Consider the following 20808-nt stretch of genomic DNA (forward strand, 5'->3'; position numbering starts at 1 on the left):
CGGGAATGACAGGTTGCTTCGGCATCGGCAGGGCTCCCGTTCGCGTTGCCTAATCCTATCAGATCACACCGCAAGCCGCAGGTTTTTCAGACGTTCCTAAAGTCTTTCATTGAGTACTGCCGTTCGCCCAAGAGCCAGCGCTGGATCGCCCCCACAGGATACTATTGCGAGCGTTTCGGCCATGGCAGGGAGGTTGTCAGAGGTGGCTCCGCAAGGCGAGTTTGCAAGATAATGCCGCATGCGAAGGCTTCTGCGACCGCCTCAAGACCGAGTTCATTTATCCGCATGATTGGTGGGCAATCGCCGTAGAAAACGGCAGTAGGCCATATGGGATTGAGCGCGAGCGTGCGCCTCTACTTCAACTTTTGCGTTACATGGAGAAACGGGGCTTTAGAGCGGGCGCTTGAACCTCTTCAAATGATCAATGAACAGGCGCAAAGGCACCATCGTGCGGTATTCTCTTGGAAGGTAGATATAGACGCCGGGCACGCGCAGCGTGTGCCCCTGGAGAACCGTTACAAGAGCGCCTTCGGATATCTCCCGCTCGCAAAAGTCTTGAAAAGTATAAGCAAGACCAAGACCCCTCGATGCGAGATCGATCAACACCGGCAAGGTGCTTGCCACCAGGTTTCCGCGCACATCGACGCTGAATTCGCCTTCCTCGCCCCGGAACTGCCAAGGATAGATCCGGCCTGACGTCTGAAAGCGGTATCGGATGCAATTGTGCCCAAGAAGATCGGCGGGCTTGGTCGGGATGCCCCTGTCCTCTAGGTATGCGGGGCTTCCCAGCACCGCCAACGTCAATGGCTGGGTGAGGCGCACCGCCACCATGTCCTGCACGATGCGGTCGCCGAGGCGAAACCCGGCGTGCAGGCCCTCTTCGAGAATGTCAGAGAATGCGTCGGTCACCGAAAGTTCCAGCTCGATCTCGGGATAGGCCGAGACGAAAGCTGGCAAGGCCGGCCCGACCATCAATTGATAGACGAAGTCCGGCATTGCGAGTTTCAGTGTCCCGCGGGCCTCATGGCCCGAGCTGCGCGCACTGTCTACGGCATTGGCCAATTGCTCGAAGGCAGGATCCGCGCCACGCAGCAGAGCGCGACCGGCCTCCGTAAGGCTGATTGTACGGGTGGTCCGGACAAACAGTGCTACGTCCAGCTGGTGCTCCAGCGACTTCAATTGATGGCTTACGGTCGATGGTTTCAAGCCAAGCGCGTCCGCCGCCGCACGCAGGCTTCCGTGGCGCGCAATCGCGACGAAGATCTCTAGCGTGGCAAGCGGCAGTCGCATCCTTTGGCCTCCATCTCTGATTGTTAGATACTATGCATGAATGTGATGAATTTGCAGGACATTAACGCACAAAGCGTGCCCACCTAAGTTTCTCCCATCATTGCGAAGCCACCAAGGACACCGGGAGAAAACCATGAGTGAGAAACGTATCAACCTTCAAAACACACCGCATATCAAAGGGGTGGCGGCGCGCAGAGTCGCGTTCGACAGCCACGGCGTGACGTTGAAAGGCACCCTGTACACGCCGGCAAGCGGCACGCGGCCTTTTCCGACCGTCATCGTGACTGGCGCCTGGACGACCATCAAGGAGCAGATGGCCGGAACCTACGCGCGCGAACTCGCGGCTCGCGGGTTTGCTGCGTTGGCCTTCGATTTCCGCGGCTGGGGCGAGAGCGGCGGAGCACCGCGGTATGTCGAGAATCCGAAGACGAAGACCGAGGACATCGTGGCTGCAACGAACTTCCTTGCCTCCCTCGACGAGATCGATGCTGACCGTATCGCCGGCCTCGGTGTGTGCGCATCTTCGGGTTACATGGCGGCTGCGGTTGCCGATACCGACAGGCTATCGAAACTCGCTCTCGTCGCGCCCTGGCTGCACGACCCAGAGATGGCGACCGGCATCTACGGTGGTCCGGAAGTGGCGGCGAAGTTGGTCGCCTCAAGTGAAGCCGAGGACGCTGCTGGGACGGTACTGCTCGGCGCCAGCACCGAGGACGAAAGCGCGGTGATGTACCGGGCACCGTACTACACCGAGCCCGATCGCGGGCTGATTGCCGAATACGACAACAAGTTCTCGGCGGCGAGCTGGAAGCCTTGGCTGACATACGACGCTCTGGCCTCCGCAGACCGCTTGACCAAGCCCGTTTTGATGGTTGGCTCACCCTCGATCGCGCTGCCTGCCGGGGCCGCCGCTTACGAGGCACGCACGAAGGCGCCGCTTGAAAAGGTCTGGCTGGGGGAGGACGTCACTCAGTTCGACTTCTACGATCGGGCAGATGTCGTGGCGAAGTCCGCCGACGCCGTTACGGCCTTTCTTGAATCCTGACTGGCTGTGGAGTTGCACGTGATGTCCGATATGGCTGACATACAGAACGCTGTCCTCGGCTTCTTTGAAGCGGTGGACCTTCGTGACTGGGCGCGGGCGGAAAGCCTCATGCGCGCGCCCTTTCATCTCGACTATTCGAGTTACGGTGCCAGTCCCGCAGCTGACCTGGAGCCGACTGTCATCCTCGAGGGATGGAAAGGCATTCTGCCCGGGTTTGATGCCACGCACCATCAACTCGGGCCGCTGATTGCGGAAGTCGACGGTGCCCGCGCCAGGGTCCGCGCCTACGTCACCGCCTTGCACTTCTTGGGCGGAGCCGAGGGTGGTCAAATCTGGACGGTGGTCGGCACCTACGACATCGCCCTCGAGCAGGCCAGCGATTCGTGGCGCCTCAGCGGCTTGACCTTCAATTTCAAATTCCAAGACGGGAACTTGCAGTTGCCCAAGACCGCACATGAGCGCGCGGCATCCTAAGCGAAACGGAGAAACAGCATGAAGCACTTCATTCTCGCGGCCATGATGGCTGCTGCCGGAACCACGGCTCAGGCCGAATTGACCGACGCTCAGCAGGTTCTGAACGCGATCAACAACGTCGGGTATTACGCGGACCAAGGGGACTGGGATCAGGCTGCAATCCAGTTTCATCCCGATGGTGCCGTGCTGGATTACACATCCTATGCGAACGCATCGGCAGGAACCTCCAGCGACCTTCCGAGGATGCTCCCAGCCGAAATCGTGGCAGCATGGCAGACCGTGTTGCCGGGATATGACCGGACGCACCACCTGATGGGAACCGAAAGCGTTCTGATCGATGGAGACCGAGCGACCACGTCATCGAACATCTACGCGACCCACATACTTGCGAACGACGGAGAGGACACGTGGGTGTTCATCGGGGACTATCAGCACGAGCTTGAGCGCACCGACGAAGGTTGGAAGATCACGTTCATGCGCGCGAACCTTCGTGCACAGCTTGGTAACCCCGACCTGCCAACTCTGGCGGCCGAGCGCGTGGCGGCGGGTCAATGAACCGGGGCGCTTCAGCTGCATCGGCGATAGGGATCCTTCTGGCAGTATCCGCGCAAGCCGAGACGCTGCCGGAAGCGATCGCCTGCTATGAACGCGCCACAAACGCGAAGGATATTGATGCGTATATCAACTGCTTCGCCGAAGACGCGGTCATGGTTGACGTCTCCAGAACGTTCGAGGGCCGCGAGGCAATCCGCTCATGGGCCATGCGCGAGGTGATAGGATCGGGTGAGACCTTTCGGCATCGCTCGATCCTTGAAGCGACTGATGGATATGCCAAAACCGAAGTCGGCTGGCTGAACTGGGTCGTCCACTATTCCTACTGGTGGGATGCCGACGGCAAGATCACAAGGATGTCTCTGCAGTATGCAGATTGAGCCGAATACAAAGAAGCGCGCGCTTGTGACTGGAGCAAATCGCGGTATCGGGCTCGCAATCGCGATTCGCTCGCCGCCGCGGAATGTCACCTCATCTTTGGCGCGCGTGGCCTAGACGCAGCCGCGCGCGCGGCTGATGGCCTCGATGCCTCAATCGTCGAACTCGATCTCTCGTCTGACGCTTCGATCAGATCTGCCGTCGAGTCTGTCGGCCAAGTCGATATTCTCGTCAACAACGCGGGCGTACTTGGAGATGGAGACGTTCTGAGTGACCCGGCCGGTTTCGATGAAGCGATGGCCGTGATGGTCCGTGGCCCGTTCTTGCTGATGCGGAACCTTTTTCCAGGCATGCAAGACCGAGGCTTCGGTCGTGTTGTTAATGTTTCGTCCGGTTGGGGCGCTTTCTCGGATGGCGTTGCGGGGCCCGGAGCATATGGCGTCGCCAAGGTCGCGCTAAACGCGCTCACGGTTTCTGCGTCCCGGAACATGCCTCGTAACGTCAAGATTAATGCAATGTGCCCAGGATGGGTCAGAACCCGCATGGGAGGAGCGAGCGCACCACGGTCCCCAGAACAGGCCGCCGATACTGCGGTTTGGCTTGCTATGCTGGATGAGCGAGGCCCCACCGGAGGTTTCTTCAGAGATCGCAAGCAGATAGCATGGTGATCGCGGTTTGCAGGTGGGCCGTTATTGGGGTGGATGCCGCACTCCTCTGAGGGCATCCATGAAAGAGGTTACCATCATCGGCGTTGTTCTGGCAAAGAACGTGTTACAGGTTCACGGAGCGGCAGCGGACGGGTCTGTTCTGTTCTGCATGAAGCTGTCGCGGTCGCAGTTTCCGCGGTTAATGGCGGAATAGCTGCCGTGCTTGGGTTCGATGGAGGCACGCGCCAGCGCGCATCACTAGGCCCAGGAGCTGCCGCGGCATGGACACGAGATCACTTCCTGTATGCTGTCGCTTTCGCCGCTACAGTCATGTTCTGACGACGATGCGCGAACGAGTCCTTACCTTACTAAACAAGAGTTCGCATGTTCCGCGATAATCGCCCTTGTCGTCTGAACAGCCGCTGACAGCTCTGCCTTGTCTGCCTCTTTGAGCCCCAACCTAGCCAGATCGAACGACAGTTGGCTCGAACCATTGCCTCCCGCTGCGGATCGGGCGGCTTTTCCTCGAGCTCGACCCGACGATTCGGGCCTCTGATCCTGCGGCTCGGTTTTGGGTACGGCGGGCGCGTTGGTAACCGAGGTGGAAACCGAGCACTGCGCCCCGGCAGCCGCCCGCACTTCCCGCAGCTCGTGCCTAAGCTTCTCCACCGTCTCCCGTGTCTCCGTCATCTGCCGATCCCGCAGCAGCCCATCCTCATCCGGGTATGGGAAACTCCCCGCCTGACCGGCATGAAGCGCCTTCAGCGCCGGGTCTTCGAAATACTTGATCCGCCGCGCCCGGATCGGCATCTGCGCGTCGATCACGAGGATCACCTCGTCGAGGTCCATCCGCCGGGCCTGATCCTCAGTCAGAAGCGGCGTGTCCTCTGTCCGCTCGGAAACACTCCGCCCCTCGAACGGGTTGCGCCCGACAGCGCGTGACCGCGTGACCACGCGTTTGGTCGTCTTGCCGACAGCCTGGCTCAACTCCTCGATCGTCTTCTGCTCAGACGGTGTGAGGTAGAGCTTCACACCCGCGCCGCCCTGCAGGGACCGACGGGTGTTCTCGCCATAGATCTCGTCCAGCGCCGGGATGGTCTGGGTGACAAGGGCGAGGTTCCCACCAAAGGAGCGCAGCGTCTTGATGCTCTCGGCGACGATCGGCATTTTCCCGAGCCGGTCGAACTCGTCGAGCATGATCATCACGGGCCATGGTTCGTCATCGCCCGGCTCCTGCGCCTGCAGTGAGGCGATCAGGTCAGAGAAGAACAGCCGGATCAGGGGAGCGAGGGGACGGATCATCTCGGACTCGACCACAAGATAGATCGCGTGCGGGCGGCGCCGGATGTCCCGGAAAGAGAAGTCCGAGGTCGCGGTGGCCGCGTCGATCGCGCGGTTGTCCCAGGTGTCGAGCCCCGAGGTCATCAGGAGCGACAGGTACGAGGTCAGTGTGTCGTTGTTGGTCGAGGCCATGCGCTCAAAGATCAGCTTGGCCGAGGTGTTCTTCACCTCCTGCGCGCGCTTAAGGTACTCCTTCTGCTTGTCACCCCCCGAGGCAGTGATGCGATAGATCTCGCCGATGGTCGGCACGCCGCGCTCGAAGGCCAGAAGACCGGCCCCCACGAACAGATCAATGCCGCCAGCCAGAAGCCCGCTCAGCTTTTCGTTGTCGGTCTGCAGGAAGAGCTTCGCGGTCAGCTTCAACTCCATCTGTTGCCGATCGGGATTGGTCATGGCGGCGATGCGCGCCAGCGGGTTGTAGCGGTGGGTCGGGCGGTCCCAGTCAGTTGGCGCGAAGCGGAACACCTTGTCGCCCATGCTGGCGCGGAAGCGTGAGGTCTCGCGAAAATTCTCGCCCTTTACGTCCAGCACCACGGCCGAGCCTTTGTAGGTGAGCAGGTTCGGGATCACGAAGCCCACCCCCTTGCCTCGGCCCGTGGGCGCCACGATCAGCGCATGCGGGAAAGTCTTCGAGACAAGGAAGGGGCGCTTCGATTTGGGAGAGCCAAGCTTGCCGAGAAGGAAGCCGCCGCCCGGCTTGGCGAAGAAGCCGTTGCGCTTCATCTCGCCCCGGGTCTGCCAATGCGTCGTGCCGAAGCGTGTCAGGGCATCGCCGAGAAGCGTAACGCTCAACATGAGCGCGGCGATCCCAAAGCCCGCAAGGATCAGGTTTACCCATAGGAAGTCCCGCGGTGCGCTGGTGCCGAGGGCTCGGTACTCGCGCGCAAGCAGGGTGACGTCGAAGGCGTTCGTCGACAGGCCATAGCGGATGGTCAGGTAGCCCGTGGCCACGACATAGCCGATGGCGAGGCCAACCAGCGTAAGGCTCAGGATCCCACCCGCGATCTTCCCCTTATCCATGGGTGATCCCCTTCTCGCCATGCGCTGCTGCGTGACGTGCCCGCTGCGCCTCGATCTGTTCGTCGGCCAGGGCATCCAGCACCCGCTCCATGGCGGGCCCATGGGCCGTCACCTCACTGCTCTCCAGATAGGCCTTGGCGAGTTCCAGCTGCCGAAGTGGGTGCTCGGTGAATTTCTCCAGAACATCCGCGTGGCCCGCACGAAGGGCCGTCACCGCGTCCGGCGTGAGGTTGCGGTCAATCTGGGCGGCGAGGCGCTGGCCGTCCGTCTCGTTGAGCGGTTTCACGTCCTCGGCCTCGGCCCGCTGCAGGAAGGTCAACACATCAGGGGCAGTCTCAGCCATGAAACGCCGCTCGGCATAGTCCTGTCGTGCCTGATCCTCGATGTCGAAGCTCCGCTCGCTGATGTAGGCGCGCGATGCCCCCATGGCGCGCAGGCGATTGATTTCCTCCTGCACTGCTGCCCCGAACTCCTCATCCGGCATCTCGGCGCGGTAGCGCGCGAGGGTGCGGTCGTCTTCCGTGATCGGGCCGAGATGATGCATCGGATCGCGCAGCGCGAGGTCCATGTCGCCAGCGTGGAGGGTGCGGTCCTTTTCCTCGACGGCGAACTCCTGTGGCTTGCGGCTGTCGGTGATCTTGTCCCAGGCCATCGACGCCAGTTCGGCATGATCGGACGACCGTTGCGCGAAGGCGTTGAAGGCGGCGCGGGCCTCTTCGACCTCGACGGCACCGGCCCGGCGCACGCTTGGGTCGTCCGAGAAGGGATGGTCGAAATCCGTTCGACGGAACTGGGCGACGAGCTCCTGGAAATCCCGGCGCTCGGATGGGGAGAAGATGTCGGGCTCACCCGTCGCGCGCGGACGCTCCGGCAGCGCCAAACGTTCTGCCAGGGCAACCGGGTCATCCTCGGTCTCATCCACATCTTCGACCGCCCGCAAGATGCGCGCATCGGTCAGGGTATCGCCCAGACGGACATGGACGGCTTCCAGCCGGTCCAGCGCCTCCTCGCGATCCTCGCCCTTCTCCAGATCGAGATCGCCCGCCTTGGCGATGGCGCGCAGGTCCTGTGCCAGCCATTGCCGTTCGAGTGCGGCATTGCCAGCACCCTCACGCATGCGTGCGGCGACGGCCTCGGGATCGATGCCCGTGCCCTGCAGCGCCTCGCTGAGGCGCGCCTTCACCGCATCATCATCGAGGCGCGCGAGCTGGTCCTCGCGCATGTTGGCTCGGGCATAGACGCCGTCGCGAGATGGCGCATCAAGCAGTGCGGCCGAGCGGTCCCCGAGCGGATTGAGATGCGCAACGGAGGCCAGCACATCAGTGAGCTTGCGCTCGATCTCCGGCCTCTCGGCCGCGGGCGCCCGGTCGATCGCCGCCTCGATCTGACGGATGTTCTGAGAAAACTCGGTAATCAGCGTATCGAAGGCTGTTTCGTCTTGGGACATGTAGATGGCTCCGTCAGATTGGATCTGACCGCCACTGGCAAGGATGGTGCTGGCCCGCTCGAGCGCCTCGGCCACATCGTCGAAGGTCGACCGGGACGCCTCGACCGATAAGCCTCGGTAGGTCAGCGCGTTACGCGCCACCGTCTCCAGGGCTGCGGCGAGATCAGCCCCCGTGCGCTGGCGCTCGACCGGTGACCGACCCTCGTCACGGGCCTTATAGACCTCGTCGATCTCGGCGCGGTAGGTCGTGACCCCCCGGTCAAGACGCCGTGTCGCCTCGAGCCGGATCCCGTGGACCTGCGCCGCCTCAACCATCGCCGCCCGGAAGGCGTCGTAGTTGAAGTGGTGATCCTTCCCGAGAAAGAACATTTCGCCATCCTTACTGCGGCGGTTCAGAACGATATGCGCATGTGGATGCGCGCGATCTTGGTGTATTGCAGCAATAAAGTCGAATTGCGACCCCTCACCTTGAAAGAACCGCTCGCACACCGCCTCGGCGATCGCGCGCACCTCTTCGCCGCTGGTGCCCACGGGAAACGCCATCAGAAGATGCGAGGTATGGCCGAGCTTCGGGCTGTGCCGCTCGCCCCACTGGTTCTCGAAGCGGCGTACGACCCGGTTGATCTCGGCCTCGGTCAGGGTCTTTTTGCCGTCATGGGTGCCGCGGCTGTCGAGGATATGGCTCGACTTGGTTGTGAGATAGGTAAGCTGGGCCTTCAGCTGCGCGCCCGTGTGGCACCCGCCTTTCGAGATCGGCTTGAATATGGCCGGAGAGTAGCCGCGCGCGGCCCGGACCATCTGGGCATTCTTGGCCAGCCCCTGCCAGCTGCCCGAGACCCGGCTCCAGTCGCGATCGAAGAGAGCGGGGCTGACACCGCGCGCCTCACTCCGCGCCATGCTCGGCTCCCTGCCGTGCCAGACCGGCAAGGGCCTTGGTGACCTCGAGGTCCAGGACGCGGCGCCGACCGCGGAACATCTCCTGAATCTGGTCGGCCATGTCGAAGACGAGCGCCGCCAGGTCACGGATCTCGGCATGGCTGGCGGCGGTGTAGGGCAGACGCTCCCCTTTGATCTTCGCCTCGTTCAGGCGGCGCGCGACCTGGTTCACGTTGTTGCCGACCCGGTTCAGCGCCGCGCTCAGCCCCCTCAGCTCATCGGTCATGCCCTCATCCGGGCGCAGGATGTCGTCAGCGGCCAGGATAAGACAGCGCAGAGCATCCGAGCGATGGACGACACCGTGGCGCGCAAGGGCAGCGTCGAAGCGCTGTAGCTCCTTCGGGCTGACGCGCACGCCAATCACCTTCGGTCGACTGCCGTTCGCCGTCTGGCGATCTGCAGCGTGGTTGGCCGCGTTGTAGACGGACTTGAGACTGACCCCGTAGTGGGTGGCGAGATCGCCAGCGGCAACGCCCTGCAATCGCTCTTGGGCGATGTTCAGGCGCTCGGTCTCGGTCAGTCTGCGGCCGCGTGACATTTTGAAGTTAACGTTCCTATTTCTTGCCAACTTCGTACAAGCCCGCCTTCTCCCAGCACAAGCGGAGAAGGCACCAAGGGCTTGTACTCAATGTAGAAAATCGGCCTCGGGGGCCGATTTGACGTCCTTTGGCAAATGCAGCGCGCAAGGCGCTCAATGCATCGCGTCCCGCGCTCCCGGCACCGCGCATCGCGTCCTTTGGACTGCGTTTTGCGCGCCCCGCATCACGTCCTCTGGCGAGTGTCAGATGGCCCGTGCTGCCCGCATCGCGCGTGGTGCCCGATGGTCCACGTCCCGTGCGGTATGCGTCACGCTTCCTGCGTCGCGCACTATGGCCGATGTGGCATGTCGCGCGTCATCTGGGGACCGCATCGCGCGGACGGGAGAACGTCAGGTGTCACGAGCGTGGTGCTTTTCGCTCCCTGCGCGATGCACCATGGACCCCGCATTCCGCCTGAGGCAGCCCGCATCCCGTTTTCTGCTTGACCACGTCGCGCGCGGGGGTTAGCGACGATGAAACATCTTTGCTGCGTTTCACTATTCTTGTGAGAGGTCCGCCCCCATGCCGAACGACAATCTCGTGGTGATCGCCGCGATGGCCCGGAAAGGGGGGAGTGGCAAGACCACGCTCTCGCGCGCCTTGATCAGTGCTGCCGTTGCCGCCGGGCGTCGCGTCCTTCTGATCGATACCGACAGCACCGGCGTGCTCGGCACCTGGCACAAGCGGGCTGAAGCCGCGGGGCTGGGATCACCGCTCCTGCGATCTGCGACCGTCGAAAGCGTAGGGGCCGTGGATCGTCGGATCGAGCAGGTCTATGTGGCGGACTCGGCGGATTTCATCTTCATCGACACGGCAGGCGTCGGGGCCGAGTGGTCCGACGGGATCGCAGTTCTGGCCGATCACATCGTGACCCCTGTCATGCTTTCGACCTCGGATCTCGATGTCGGCGCGCAGACCGCCGACTGGTACGAAAAGCTCCGCGCCCGCGTCGATGACCCCGAAAGCCTGCCGCGGCACCACGTCGTTCTGAACATGGTCGACCCTAAAACCACACGCGCTGATGCGGCTCTTATCGAGGCGGCTATTGCGCGGTTCCCGGTGGTCGAGACCGTGATGATGCGCCGGAATGTCTACAAGGAAATGGACGAGAAGGGCCTTCTGCACGCTGTGGCGTTGCAGAAGCAGGCCGATCCGAACCCCCTCATGCGCCCCCATGTGCGCCACGTGGTCGAGGCTCTCGAAGAGGCGACCGATATCCTCAACAACATCCTCGCGGCGTGAGGACGGGGCGGTGAGGAAGAAGATCCCGACCATCACGCGGCCCGACCCGGCTTATGCTGCATCCCTGCGGCCAGAGGAGGGAGAAGACCCGGGAAGGGAAGAGGTTCTGCGAGCTGAGACAATGCCAGAAGCTGCAAACGTCGAGCCTGTGGTCTTGGACGGTCACTCTGGTTCGCCACCAAGAATGCAGCCTGCGCCCGCTCCTCAGCCCAGCCATGAGACAGCCAGGCGTGCAGCATCCGCGGCCATGGAATCTTCCACCCGCCAGCGCCGCATTCCGGCGACGCGCAAGATCGACATCCGGGTGAACGCGCTGGAACGGCAGGAGGAAGCCCTGATCGACTGCGGCGTCGATCCGGCCCATGTCATCCGCGCCGCCCTGCGCCGGGCAGTGAAGAACTGGCAGCTCGGGCCCGACTTCATCCCTCCCGCCGAGGAGCGGCGCACGCGGATCACCGATTGGCGTGCACGAACCTCGCTGGCAGTTGATGCCGGCGCAGTGACCACCCTCCTGCGCTCCCACGACCCGCTGGACGTGCTGAGCAAGTGGACCCTGATCCGCGGGCAGTTGGAGCCCCGTGTCTGGGCCGAAATCGACGCCATCCTTACCGAGATCGCCGAACGTGCTGCGCCGCCGCATGCAAGCGAAGTCTCGTAACTTACCTACCTAAAAGGATATCTTGAACTTCTTCGATCACATTTCGCGCGGTTGTGCGTCTTCATCTTGCAGTTGCAGAAACCAATCTTTAACACCCACGATCAGAATGACCGGCCTCCTTTTTCCCTGGTGCCGAGGTCCGAGTAGAGGAGCGTAGCATGACCCCACAACCCAGACTTATTGGCAAACCCATCATACGAATCCTCTGCCAGAAGACCAACACGCTCGTGGGCTACCTCTACCAATGGAACAATGGTGACGTGCAACCTGCCTGGCTCAACGAGGCCATGGCCGAGGTACGGTATGAGCCTATGGCTGACGCTGCATGACCAATCCTACAGGAGACCTTGGCGGGCCGATCCCAGACAGTGAGCCCGGGAACCGGCCCCATGCTTGGCACCGTGAGCTATAGAAGCAAGTTCTATAGCTCACGCCGTCTCAGAGGCTAAAGCGCCTCACGCCCTTGCTTAAGGAAAGCGAACCCTCGGAGCCTCCCACCGGAGTCAAGATTGTCGAAGTCGCGCAGGACGATCCATCATCGGCCTGAATCGGATCACCTAAACCGATTCAGAAAAACGATTGGACTTTCTGAGTGGCAGGGCGGATTCTGTGCTGGGGAGGAACGTGATGGTTGTGGCACATCTGCACCGCATCGACGCTGACGCCAACATGGCTCGGTTCTACAGCATCTATCTTGCCGCGACCCTCTTCGGCGAGGTCACGGTGCTGCGCCGATGGGGCCGGATAGGGACATGCGGTCGAACAAGCCTCGAGACTTGGCCGAGCGCGGGTGAGGCCGCAGCGTCAGCAAATCGAACACTTCGGCAGAAGTCACGCCGTGGCTATAGTCTGGCTGAACCATCTCGCAATCGAGGCAACGGCGCCTGAAACCTCGTCACAGCCTTCGCTGCAGTCGGCCTTCCAGGATTGCACCAGCTTCGATCACAATCCGCTCGTGCAGGACATCAGCATGAACCACCGCGTTCGATGAAAGCTGCATATTGTGCGCCGAGGCCGATCCCGAAACGAACCCCAGAACGGACAGGTCGTGGGCACTGACACTGCCTTCGATCCGGCCAGTGGCAGCAACCACAACCGCGGGCGCACAGGCAGATCCGACAATCTTGCCATGGACATCGACTGGGCCATCAGAAGTGACATCACCATCGATCACCAGATCGGCGGCAAGGAGACTGCGTCTGGCATTCGCGTGGGCAGCTTCCGGCCAGTTCGGGATCTTGTCATTCAGGGCCATCTGCACACCTTGTGTCCTTTGTCCGACAGACCCGACTGAAACAGAGACGAAAGGGGACGGCAACCGCAGGAGCGCAGATCGGCGAAGCAGCGCGGTTGACCTTGTGCCGAGATTAGGAGAGACAGCACACAAGTCTTGATAACTGTTATCAAGCGGTCTACCTTGGCCAGCACAGATCGGAGGGCCCATGATCAGCGCTGACCTCGGACCGCAGCTCGAAAGTTTCGTCGCGAAGCTCGTAGAGACCGGTCGCTACAACTCGAAAAGTGAAGTGCTCCGGGAAGGCGTCCGCCTGATCCAGGAACGAGAAGCACGGCTTTCAGTGCTCGACCTAGCCTTGGCGCGCGGCCTCGATGATGCCGAGAAAGGACGGGTCAAACCGATATCCGATGTGGTTTCGCGGCTCGAGGCAAAGTACCAAAGCATGGGTCGCGCATCGGAATGAAGGTCGACATCACCAGCGCGGCCGAGGCCGATCTGGAAGCGATCGCCGACTACATTGCCCGCGACAATCCGATGCGCGCCTTGAGTTTCGTGCGCGAACTCTACGAGCGCTGCCTCGATATTGCAGAGATGCCGGAAGCCTGGCCAATGGTGCCGCGCTATGAGCATCATGGCATCCGTCGCCGTGTCCACGGTCGCTACCTGATCTTCTACCGCGTCAACAAAGACCGGATCACCATCCTTCATGTGCTGAACGGGGCGATGGACGTTGAGGCGCTCCTGTTCCCGGAAGGCTGAGTCTCTGTGCTTAGCAGGGCGACAGTTCTACTTTGCGCCTACAAGTCCTTGTCGCATAATTTTGATTATGTAAAATAGTCCCGAGATAAACGGTTTTCAGCTGTTAAGGCTCACCGTTTTGTCCTTGTAGGCGCGCCACAAGCCGAGACGTTTGATGCGATACTCAACCAACTCGACCGACGCTCCAAAATGCTCTGCAATCTGGGCCGCACTTTCACCTGCTTCAACTGCCGTTCGAACGGCAGTTTCTGGAAGGAGTGTTGCCGCAGCGAGGTAAAAGGCATCATGTTCTTCAGAACTATCGTAGGTCCGGCCATATGCGTCGGCGATCTTGGCGATGCGGGTCAAACGATGCCCGAGCAGAATGTGCCAGCATTCTTCAAGGTACGTCACACGCTGGCGCTCCACCGTATGTTTATCGTTGCGAAGAATGGCCCACGTATCCTCGGACAGGTCCATCGGCACGCTCATCGCCGACCACTCTTGGGCACCATCGCCCAAGAGAAACTCGGCGCATTCCCTGGTGAGCCCTTCAACGTCAGAGACTCGGAAGACGTCGACACCGGCGATGTTGATATCGAGCGATTCAATCCTCTCGTCCGGCTCAACTCCTAAGTCCTTTCGCAGTTGCTGGGCCATCTCCTCCATTTCAGGTTTCGAAAGAGCAATCGACGGCGCCAACTCAGCGTCAGAGGGCGGGCTACTCAAAAGTTCCGAAGCGTTTGTACGATGGCTGGCTTTGATGCAGCTAGCGGCATTGAGGAGACAATGGATCGTTTTCGCCCGTACGTTCTTGCCAGCACGAAAATGGACCAGCGCGACATTCTCAAAACTTAGGCCCGCTTCCCGAGCATCGTCACCCAACCACTCGATAATTCGAATCGACGAGTTATTGTCGGGTTCACCCTCACCGCGTTCGATCCGCGCCAGGGATGAAAAACTGACGCCGATGCGCTCTGCGAGCGCCCGGATGCTAAGCCCTTCTGTTTCCCGCTTTTTCTTGAGTGCAGCGACAAGCGCTGCTTTGTCTGTCTTCATGTTCTGGCCGTGCGTTTCGCACACCTTGACACGGCGCGCGATCCTCCCCTATCGTGCTTCTAACACAGGCTCGCACATCTGAGAAGTCGGCCCGTGGAAACGACCCGAAGGAGTCAACATGTCGAAGAGAATCCACGTCGTGCCTCACAGCCAGGGCTGGGCCACCAGACGCGAAGGGGCGGGTCGTGTAAGCTCGGTCCACACCACGCAGACCGCTGCAACCCAGCAGGCACGCAACATCGCGATCCGCGAACGCGGCGAGGTGATCATCCATCGCCCCAACGGGCAAATCCGGGATGCCAATTCCTACGGGAATGACCCGTATCCCCCCAAAGGCTAGGAGTAGGAGATGAATACCATGAAGGACACTAAGACGGTCACCATCGTCGTTGAAGGCACTCCTCATGAGTGGCCGAAGAACAGCGAGATCACCTACACCCAAGTTGTCGCGCTGGAGTTTCCCGATTTCGCGCAACACCCAGAGACGACCTACTCTATCAAGTATACCAAAGGGCACGGCAACAAGCCGGAGGGTGTCTTGGTTGCTGGCGGCTCGGTGAAAGTCAAAGAGGGGATGATTTTCAATGTCTCGTCTACTGGCCAGTCATAACGACGATATCCGGCGCCTAATCGAGAAAGGGTTCGCGGTCAGCGAAGATAGCAACTATCTGGTTGTCCGCGATATTCCATACCTTGATGCAAATCTTGAACTTGCGACCGGTGCCTTCGTTGCAACGCTGGTCGCCGTCGATGAACTAAGAGTTCAGCAGGATGACCACCAGGTCTGGTTTGCTGGCGGGGTTCCTCACGGACTTGATGGCACACCGATCCCGAACCTCGGCGGTGGACCCTGCTCTCTCCACCTAAGCACCGCCGCCTCTGATGTTGTCGTGCAGCGCCGATTTTCGAACAAACCATTGGTAGCCCAACGGTTTGCTGACTTCTTCGAGAAGATTGAGAGTTACACCAATATCATCGCTGGTCCCGCGATGGAGCGCTACGGTGCGTCACCTTATACTTTTCGGGTTGCAGACGAAGTTGCAGAGGATCCAATCTTCAAGTTTCGGGACACGCTGACAAGCCGGGGGCAAATTGCCGACCTGACCACCTGTTTCGACGGCGAGATTGTTGCTGTGATCGGCCTCGGTGGAACGGGCAGCTACGTCTTGGATTTCATGGTGAAAACTCCCGTTGCAGAAGTTCGTGCGTTCGATGCTGATCGATTCCATGTTCATAACGCCTTTCGATCACCAGGACATCTGGACCCTTCGGAGTTCGACAAGACGAAGGCCGAAGTCTACCTGGCCCGATACGGCAACTTCCGCCATGGGCTCTCGGCCAAAGCCACTTACATTGACGGCTCGTCGGACGACGAACTTAGCGGTGTCACATTTGCTTTCGTTTGCGTCGATAACGGCGCGGCCCGTGCAGAGATATTCCGAACGCTAATGGAGCGGAAGATCCCGTTCATTGACGTGGGGATGGGGCTGAAGAGGAAGGACCAAGGTTTGGGCGGCATGGTCCGCGTCACATATTTTCCATCCGAACATAGCGAAGAGGTGATGCGCAAGTCCCACGCGCCGCTGCAAGACGATCCGGAAGACTTGTACCGTGCGAAGGTTCAGATCGGCGAACTGAACGCCTTGAACGCTGCTCTCGCCGTGACGCGCTACAAGCAGCTGCGCGGGTTCTATAAGGATGTGTCCGATTGGGAAAACCTCCTGTTTGACACGACTGACCTGAAGAGCGTCGGAGTAACGACCCGTGAAGACTGAACATTTTGCGCTGCAATCTGTGCATTACATGCCCAAAGTGCTGGAAGCAGGAATTCTTTACGTGTCCGAGGAGTTCCATACCGCCGCTCACCTTTGTGCATGTGGGTGCGGGCAAAAGATCCGAACGCCCCTTGGTCCGACTGAATGGACCGTTCGGGCAGACGTGCGAGGGCCAACCCTGCGTCCTTCTGTTGGAAACTGGCAACTGCCCTGCAGATCGCATTACTTGATCACGAACGGGAATGTTCAATGGTCCAATCAGTGGACCGAAAAACAAATCCATGCCGGGCGACAGAAGGAACATGCCAAGCGTACTGCATACTATGAAGCGCGAAAGCCAACGGCGTCATTGTGGCGTCTGCTGCTAGATTTTGTGCGCGATAGGCTAGGTCGATAGTGGAAGGGGGCTCACGCCCCCTTCTCGAACTTCACCACTGGGATGCCGAGCTTCTTGGCCTTGTCCGCGAGGTTTTCCTGGATGCCATTGCCCGGGAAGACGAGGACGCCGACGGGGAGCACATCCAGCATGGCATCGTTGCGCTTGAAGGGTGCGGCCTTGGCGTGCTTGGTCCAGTCGGGCTTGAAGGCGACTTGGGTGATACCCCGGGCTTCAGCCCATTTGGCGGCGATGAGTTCGGCGCCTTTTGCGCTGCCACCGTGGAGAAGGACCATGTCGGGATATTTGGTCCGGACCTGATCGAGCTTGCCCCAGATCAAGCGGTGATCGTTGAAGTCGGTCCCGCCAGTGAGGGCGACTTTGGGGCCTGCGGGCAGCATCACTTCGGTTTCCGCGCGGCGCTTGGCGGCCAGGAAGTCGCGGCTGTCGATCAGGGCGGCGGTCAGGTGCTGGTGGTTCACCTTTGAGCCGGTGCGCGGCCGCCAGGTCGAGCCCGTATGATGCCAGAACTCGGAGGCGGCGTGATCGCGCATCATGTCCATGCAGTTCCGCCGTTCGGTGAGGGTCAGGCCCTCGGCCGTCAGGCGCTCGAGTTCGGTCGATTTCACCTCAGAGCCGTCCTGTTCCCGCTGGAGGCGGCGCTGCGCATGCTCGTTGTCGTCAAGCGACCGTTCGATCCGGGCGGTGGCACGGTGGAAGAGGTTGACCTGGCTCCAGAGTACTTCTTCGAGGTCGGGTTCCATGCGGGTGTCGGCCAGGCTCGCGACGAGGGCATCGAAGATGTCAGCGACGGCCCCCCGGAGGCGGTCTGCGTCGGGCATCGGGCGCGGATCGGGCTCGTCTTCGAAGGGGCGGTAGCCGTAGAGCTGAAGCTCTTCCAGCGCATGGGCGGTCTGGGATGCGGTGTGGGCGGGTTCGTAAGCGCCGTCGCGGGTTTGGAACGTCATCGTCTTCTTGCCTCCGGGCCTGGCTGGTCCGCGCGTCATCCCGCGCGGCCTTCATGGGCTGCGAAAGCCGTCACGGGGGAGGACCCTTCACCCCCGCCTTCGGGGGCCGGAACGCATGTGGAGGAGGACGGGGGGCGGCTGATTTGCTTCGCGATGCAAAGCGGTGGCTCGTCCCCCGCGGCGGAAATCATTTGACCCCCGTCCTTGAAGGGTCGTCCCCTTTGACGGCCGCCTGCCCATCTCTTGAAGGCCGCTCGGGGGACGGGTGGATGAGCTGTCCCGAGAAGAGGCAGGAGGTGACGTTTCAGACCTGCGATGGTCCATCTCCCCTGCCCCACTGTCCTGAAACGCCCCTTGCGCGGAGACGCTCAGATTTCCAGGCGCTGCTGATCCTCGGGACCGATCTGTTTTGCCAGATGCTGACGCAGCACCGCCGGCCCGTCTGCCCGAAGATCGTCATTGAAGTCCCCGAGCCGTGGCTCGAGCACCCACACTGCAATTCCGACCTCGGCGGCTCTGGCGGTCAACCTCTCCGCTGCGCGTTGCCCCGCCGGATCGCGGTCGATGGCGATGTAGAGGCGCCGCAACCCCTCGGGCAGCAGGACGGCTCCGAGGTGGCCCGATGAGAGAGCGGCCCAGACGGGAAGACCAGGGGCAGCTTCACGAACGGAGAGCATGGTCTCGATGCCCTCGCCGATGACGAGGATGTCATCACACTGGGTCAACCTGACGGCATTGCCGAGGAGGTGACCCATGGCACGCCGCTGCGTCTCGACAGCCGCTTTGCCCTGTCCGTCAGGCGCAAGCCAGGTGCGATGCACACCCTGCAAGGCCCCTTCCCCATCGGTGACCGCACCGATCAGCGCCGGTCGGGGAATGCTCTTGGTCTGGCCCTCATCCCGATGCCAGCACTTTGGGTGAAAGCGAAGGACGCTCGTCTTGCCGCCAAGGGTGATGCCCCGGGAGCGGAGATAGGTTTCCGCAAGCGTGCCTGCGACCGGCATCGAGGCCGCAAACAAGCGCGCCGCTGCTTCTGGCGTGCCCCCATGGGACTTTGATCTTCTCGGTGCGGGGCCTTCCGGGAGAACCGGCGCCGGACGACCGAGATGCGCACGCGCCTCGGCGAGAAGGTCGGGAAAGCGACTGATCCCCGTCCGTTCGCGGATGATATCGAGGAGATCACCATGTTCGCCGGTGGCACCGTCAGTGAACTTGCCGGCTGCCCCTGGCCCGGATGAAGGGCCGGTCAGACGCACAAACAGCGACCGACCGGGATTGTTCTGCAGATCGCCCACGATCCAGTAGGACCCTTCCCGCCGCCCGGCGGGAAGGTAATGACGACAAACACTTTCGGCAAGGGACGAAAGCTCACGCAAGAGGTCTTCTGTTTCCAATGACATGATCACACAATTCAACCATTGCGTGCATGTAGACCGGAGACCGCAAACCGCGCAAGCAGCCGCTCGAGGACCGCGACCCCGGAGGGATCGGTCGGGCAGAATAGCCTGAGCTTCCAGGCGATGATCTCTGAAAAGAAGCCATCCGCCTTTAGGCGATCCTTCTGGGCTTCGGTGAACCCCGAGATTTCGATCCGGTTCACCCCCATGACGCGGGACCGGTGCAACTCCATCCCCTCGGCCAGTCGCACGACGGTCTTGCCCTCCAGAACGAGGGCATGGACCTCAGCGGCTGCAAGCTTCGGCGCATCGTCTGCCAGCGTGGTCGCGACCCATGCGGGCGAAACCCGGCGGCCGATGATGCGCTGGCCGTCATCGGTCTGCAGCCGGTAGACGCGGGTTTCATCCTGGGGAAGCTGCTTCCAGATCGGCAGCAAGAGACCCGCTACGATGTGGAGCGTGGCCTCGGAGAACTCGGGCACCTCGGCGAGTTCCGCGGTCCACGCGGAAGCGAAGGCTGCGCGGTCGGCCTCGAGCCAGTTTGTATCCTCCATGATCTTGGCCGGAACCGTGCTCGCCTCGGTCGGACGGACCAGCCTCAGACGCGACTCGATCGTGCCGTCGTCTAGCATCAAGCTGGTGGCGGGCACCTGCACCGCGGCACGGCCCGAGCGGCTGTTGACCAGCAGGCGTGCTTTTGGGTCGTCGAGCCAGTCGAGCGCATCCGCCAGCGAGGTCGGCGTGTTGCGCCGCTTCTCCGAGATGGTGAGGAGTTTGGTTTCCGCGCCGGAGCCGGGATGGGTGTAGATCACCCGCGCATCCGTGACGCGGAAGCTCTCGGCGCGCAGTGTCTCGAGCCCGAGGTCGTAGACCCCGGCTGCAATAGCCCCCTCGATACGCTGATCGAGCAAATCCTCGAAGGCAGAGAACAGCACGGCCTGCATGTCGATCGTCAGCGCGAGCAGGCGATTGAGAAAGGTCGTGATCGGCGGCAGGTCATCCTTCAGACCGTTGTCATCGGTCAGACTAAGCCCCGTCGCATCCTCGAAGTCCCCGAGCGAGCAGCCTGCCACGTCGCCGCGATAGATGCGGCGGTAGAGTTGGCGCAGGGCGTCGCGGGCATAGGGGGACTCGAGGTTATCCTCGGGGCGGAACAGTCCCTGCCCGCCCGTCTGGCGCTGGCCGCGCGTAATGGCCCCGAGCGTGTCGAGGCGGCGGGCGATGGTCGACAGGAACCGCTTCTCCGCCTTCACATCCGTGGCCACCGGCCGGAAGAGCGGCGGCTGTGCCTGATTGGTGCGGTTGGTGCGCCCCAGACCCTGGATGGCCGCATCGGCCTTCCAGCCGGGTTCCAGCAGGTAGTGGACCCGCAGGCGCTGGTTCTTCGCGCCAAGATCGGCGTGATAGCTGCGCCCCGTGCCACCGGCATCGGAGAAGATCAGGATGCGTTTCTGGTCATCCATGAAGGCGGCAGTTTCCGCGAGGTTGGCCGAGCCAGCCCGGCTTTCGACGACGAGGCGCGCGGCAGGGCCCTCGCCTTTCCTCACGATGCGGCGCGAGCGGCCCGTTACCTCGGCCACAAGATCGGTGCCGAAGCGCTGGACGATCTGGTCGAGCGCGCCCGGCACGGGTGGCAGCGAGGCGAGCCTC

General features: G+C 61.7%; 24 protein-coding genes. 15 read left to right on the forward strand and 9 right to left on the reverse strand.

Annotation, left to right across the window (positions count from 1 at the left end; genetic code table 11):
• Positions 1-390: 390 nt before the first annotated feature.
• Positions 391-1290: a LysR family transcriptional regulator gene (locus C0V75_RS21500; RefSeq protein WP_101923034.1), complete on the reverse strand. Its 900-nt coding sequence runs from the start codon at positions 1288-1290 to the stop codon at positions 391-393.
• 133 nt (positions 1291-1423) lie between these two features.
• Here C0V75_RS21500 and C0V75_RS21505 point away from each other — a divergent pair, with 133 nt between their 5' ends.
• From C0V75_RS21505 to C0V75_RS24225, 5 genes are all read left to right on the forward strand, one after another.
• A complete protein-coding gene (locus C0V75_RS21505; protein WP_101923035.1) occupies positions 1424-2335 on the forward strand; it encodes an alpha/beta hydrolase in 912 nt (303 codons plus the stop codon).
• Positions 2336-2356: 21 nt separating this feature from the next.
• A complete protein-coding gene (locus C0V75_RS21510; protein ID WP_216821498.1) occupies positions 2357-2809 on the forward strand; it encodes a nuclear transport factor 2 family protein in 453 nt (150 codons plus the stop codon).
• A gap of 18 nt (positions 2810-2827) precedes the next feature.
• Positions 2828-3364, forward strand: coding sequence for a nuclear transport factor 2 family protein (locus C0V75_RS21515; protein ID WP_101923036.1), 537 nt, complete (start codon positions 2828-2830; stop codon positions 3362-3364).
• Positions 3361-3741 carry a nuclear transport factor 2 family protein gene (locus tag C0V75_RS21520; RefSeq protein WP_101923037.1) on the forward strand — a complete coding sequence of 127 codons (381 nt, stop codon included), beginning with the start codon at positions 3361-3363 and terminating at the stop codon, positions 3739-3741. Before C0V75_RS21515 ends, C0V75_RS21520 begins: the two co-directional genes overlap by 4 nt.
• Before the next feature lie 93 nt (positions 3742-3834).
• Positions 3835-4407, forward strand: coding sequence for an SDR family NAD(P)-dependent oxidoreductase (locus C0V75_RS24225; protein ID WP_216821499.1), 573 nt, complete (start codon positions 3835-3837; stop codon positions 4405-4407).
• 339 nt (positions 4408-4746) lie between these two features.
• Here C0V75_RS24225 and C0V75_RS21530 read toward each other — a convergent pair whose 3' ends face one another.
• The 3 genes from C0V75_RS21530 to mobC are packed head-to-tail and all read right to left on the reverse strand — an operon-like array spanning position 4747 to position 9668.
• A complete protein-coding gene (locus tag C0V75_RS21530) occupies positions 4747-6747 on the reverse strand; it encodes a type IV secretory system conjugative DNA transfer family protein (protein WP_101923038.1) in 2001 nt (666 codons plus the stop codon).
• Complete coding sequence (locus tag C0V75_RS21535; protein WP_101923039.1) at positions 6740-9091, reverse strand: relaxase/mobilization nuclease domain-containing protein; 2352 nt, start codon at positions 9089-9091, stop codon at positions 6740-6742. The genes C0V75_RS21530 and C0V75_RS21535 overlap by 8 nt, the downstream gene beginning before the upstream one ends.
• Positions 9078-9668 carry a plasmid mobilization relaxosome protein MobC gene (mobC, locus tag C0V75_RS21540; protein ID WP_101923040.1) on the reverse strand — a complete coding sequence of 197 codons (591 nt, stop codon included), beginning with the start codon at positions 9666-9668 and terminating at the stop codon, positions 9078-9080. Before mobC ends, C0V75_RS21535 begins: the two co-directional genes overlap by 14 nt.
• Positions 9669-10230: 562 nt before the next feature.
• On the opposite strand from mobC, the gene C0V75_RS21545 reads away from it, so the two are divergent.
• The 4 genes from C0V75_RS21545 (at position 10231) to C0V75_RS21555 (ending at position 12496) form a co-directional block, all read left to right on the forward strand.
• Positions 10231-10950: a ParA family protein gene (locus tag C0V75_RS21545; RefSeq protein WP_101923041.1), complete on the forward strand. Its 720-nt coding sequence runs from the start codon at positions 10231-10233 to the stop codon at positions 10948-10950.
• A gap of 247 nt (positions 10951-11197) precedes the next feature.
• Positions 11198-11608: a hypothetical protein gene (locus tag C0V75_RS23840; RefSeq protein ID WP_254216567.1), complete on the forward strand. Its 411-nt coding sequence runs from the start codon at positions 11198-11200 to the stop codon at positions 11606-11608.
• A 158-nt stretch (positions 11609-11766) separates the two neighbouring features.
• Entirely contained in the window at positions 11767-11937 is a 171-nt protein-coding gene (locus C0V75_RS23100; RefSeq protein WP_158241925.1) for a hypothetical protein, read from the forward strand.
• Between the two features lie 298 nt (positions 11938-12235).
• Positions 12236-12496, forward strand: coding sequence for a WGR domain-containing protein (locus C0V75_RS21555; RefSeq protein WP_101923043.1), 261 nt, complete (start codon positions 12236-12238; stop codon positions 12494-12496).
• Between the two features lie 7 nt (positions 12497-12503).
• Here C0V75_RS21555 and C0V75_RS21560 read toward each other — a convergent pair whose 3' ends face one another.
• Positions 12504-12863, reverse strand: a complete 360-nt coding sequence (locus C0V75_RS21560) for a polymer-forming cytoskeletal protein (RefSeq protein ID WP_101923044.1) — start codon at positions 12861-12863, stop codon at positions 12504-12506.
• 187 nt (positions 12864-13050) lie between these two features.
• Here C0V75_RS21560 and C0V75_RS21565 point away from each other — a divergent pair, with 187 nt between their 5' ends.
• Complete coding sequence (locus C0V75_RS21565) at positions 13051-13308, forward strand: type II toxin-antitoxin system ParD family antitoxin (protein WP_101923045.1); 258 nt, start codon at positions 13051-13053, stop codon at positions 13306-13308.
• Positions 13305-13604, forward strand: a complete 300-nt coding sequence (locus tag C0V75_RS21570) for a type II toxin-antitoxin system RelE/ParE family toxin (RefSeq protein ID WP_101923046.1) — start codon at positions 13305-13307, stop codon at positions 13602-13604. Before C0V75_RS21565 ends, C0V75_RS21570 begins: the two co-directional genes overlap by 4 nt.
• A gap of 96 nt (positions 13605-13700) precedes the next feature.
• Here C0V75_RS21570 and C0V75_RS21575 read toward each other — a convergent pair whose 3' ends face one another.
• Entirely contained in the window at positions 13701-14642 is a 942-nt protein-coding gene (locus tag C0V75_RS21575; protein ID WP_101923047.1) for an ImmA/IrrE family metallo-endopeptidase, read from the reverse strand.
• Between the two features lie 118 nt (positions 14643-14760).
• Between C0V75_RS21575 and C0V75_RS21580 the strand changes: the two genes are divergently transcribed.
• Genes C0V75_RS21580 through C0V75_RS24230 form a run of 4 tightly spaced genes read left to right on the forward strand, consistent with a single transcriptional unit; the run spans position 14761 to position 16814 of the window.
• A complete protein-coding gene (locus C0V75_RS21580) occupies positions 14761-14982 on the forward strand; it encodes a DUF2188 domain-containing protein (RefSeq protein WP_101923048.1) in 222 nt (73 codons plus the stop codon).
• A 9-nt stretch (positions 14983-14991) separates the two neighbouring features.
• Positions 14992-15252 carry a multiubiquitin domain-containing protein gene (locus tag C0V75_RS21585; RefSeq protein WP_101923049.1) on the forward strand — a complete coding sequence of 87 codons (261 nt, stop codon included), beginning with the start codon at positions 14992-14994 and terminating at the stop codon, positions 15250-15252.
• The gene (locus tag C0V75_RS21590) at positions 15227-16417 is read left to right on the forward strand and encodes a ThiF family adenylyltransferase (RefSeq protein ID WP_101923050.1); all 1191 of its coding nucleotides are present in this window, start codon (positions 15227-15229) and stop codon (positions 16415-16417) included. Before C0V75_RS21585 ends, C0V75_RS21590 begins: the two co-directional genes overlap by 26 nt.
• A gap of 28 nt (positions 16418-16445) precedes the next feature.
• Positions 16446-16814: a DUF6527 family protein gene (locus tag C0V75_RS24230; RefSeq protein WP_101923051.1), complete on the forward strand. Its 369-nt coding sequence runs from the start codon at positions 16446-16448 to the stop codon at positions 16812-16814.
• Positions 16815-16825: 11 nt separating this feature from the next.
• Here the strand turns inward: C0V75_RS24230 and C0V75_RS21600 are convergent, their stop codons facing one another.
• From C0V75_RS21600 to C0V75_RS21610, 3 genes are all read right to left on the reverse strand, one after another.
• Complete coding sequence (locus C0V75_RS21600; RefSeq protein ID WP_101923052.1) at positions 16826-17761, reverse strand: DUF2493 domain-containing protein; 936 nt, start codon at positions 17759-17761, stop codon at positions 16826-16828.
• 368 nt (positions 17762-18129) lie between these two features.
• A complete protein-coding gene (locus C0V75_RS21605) occupies positions 18130-19161 on the reverse strand; it encodes a toprim domain-containing protein (RefSeq protein WP_101923054.1) in 1032 nt (343 codons plus the stop codon).
• 11 nt (positions 19162-19172) lie between these two features.
• The coding region (locus C0V75_RS21610; protein WP_173861118.1) for a strawberry notch C-terminal domain-containing protein at positions 19173-20808 on the reverse strand (1636 nt) is incomplete at its 5' end.

This window comes from Tabrizicola sp. TH137 (assembly GCF_002855575.1).
Classification (GTDB): Bacteria; Pseudomonadota; Alphaproteobacteria; order Rhodobacterales; family Rhodobacteraceae; genus Paragemmobacter.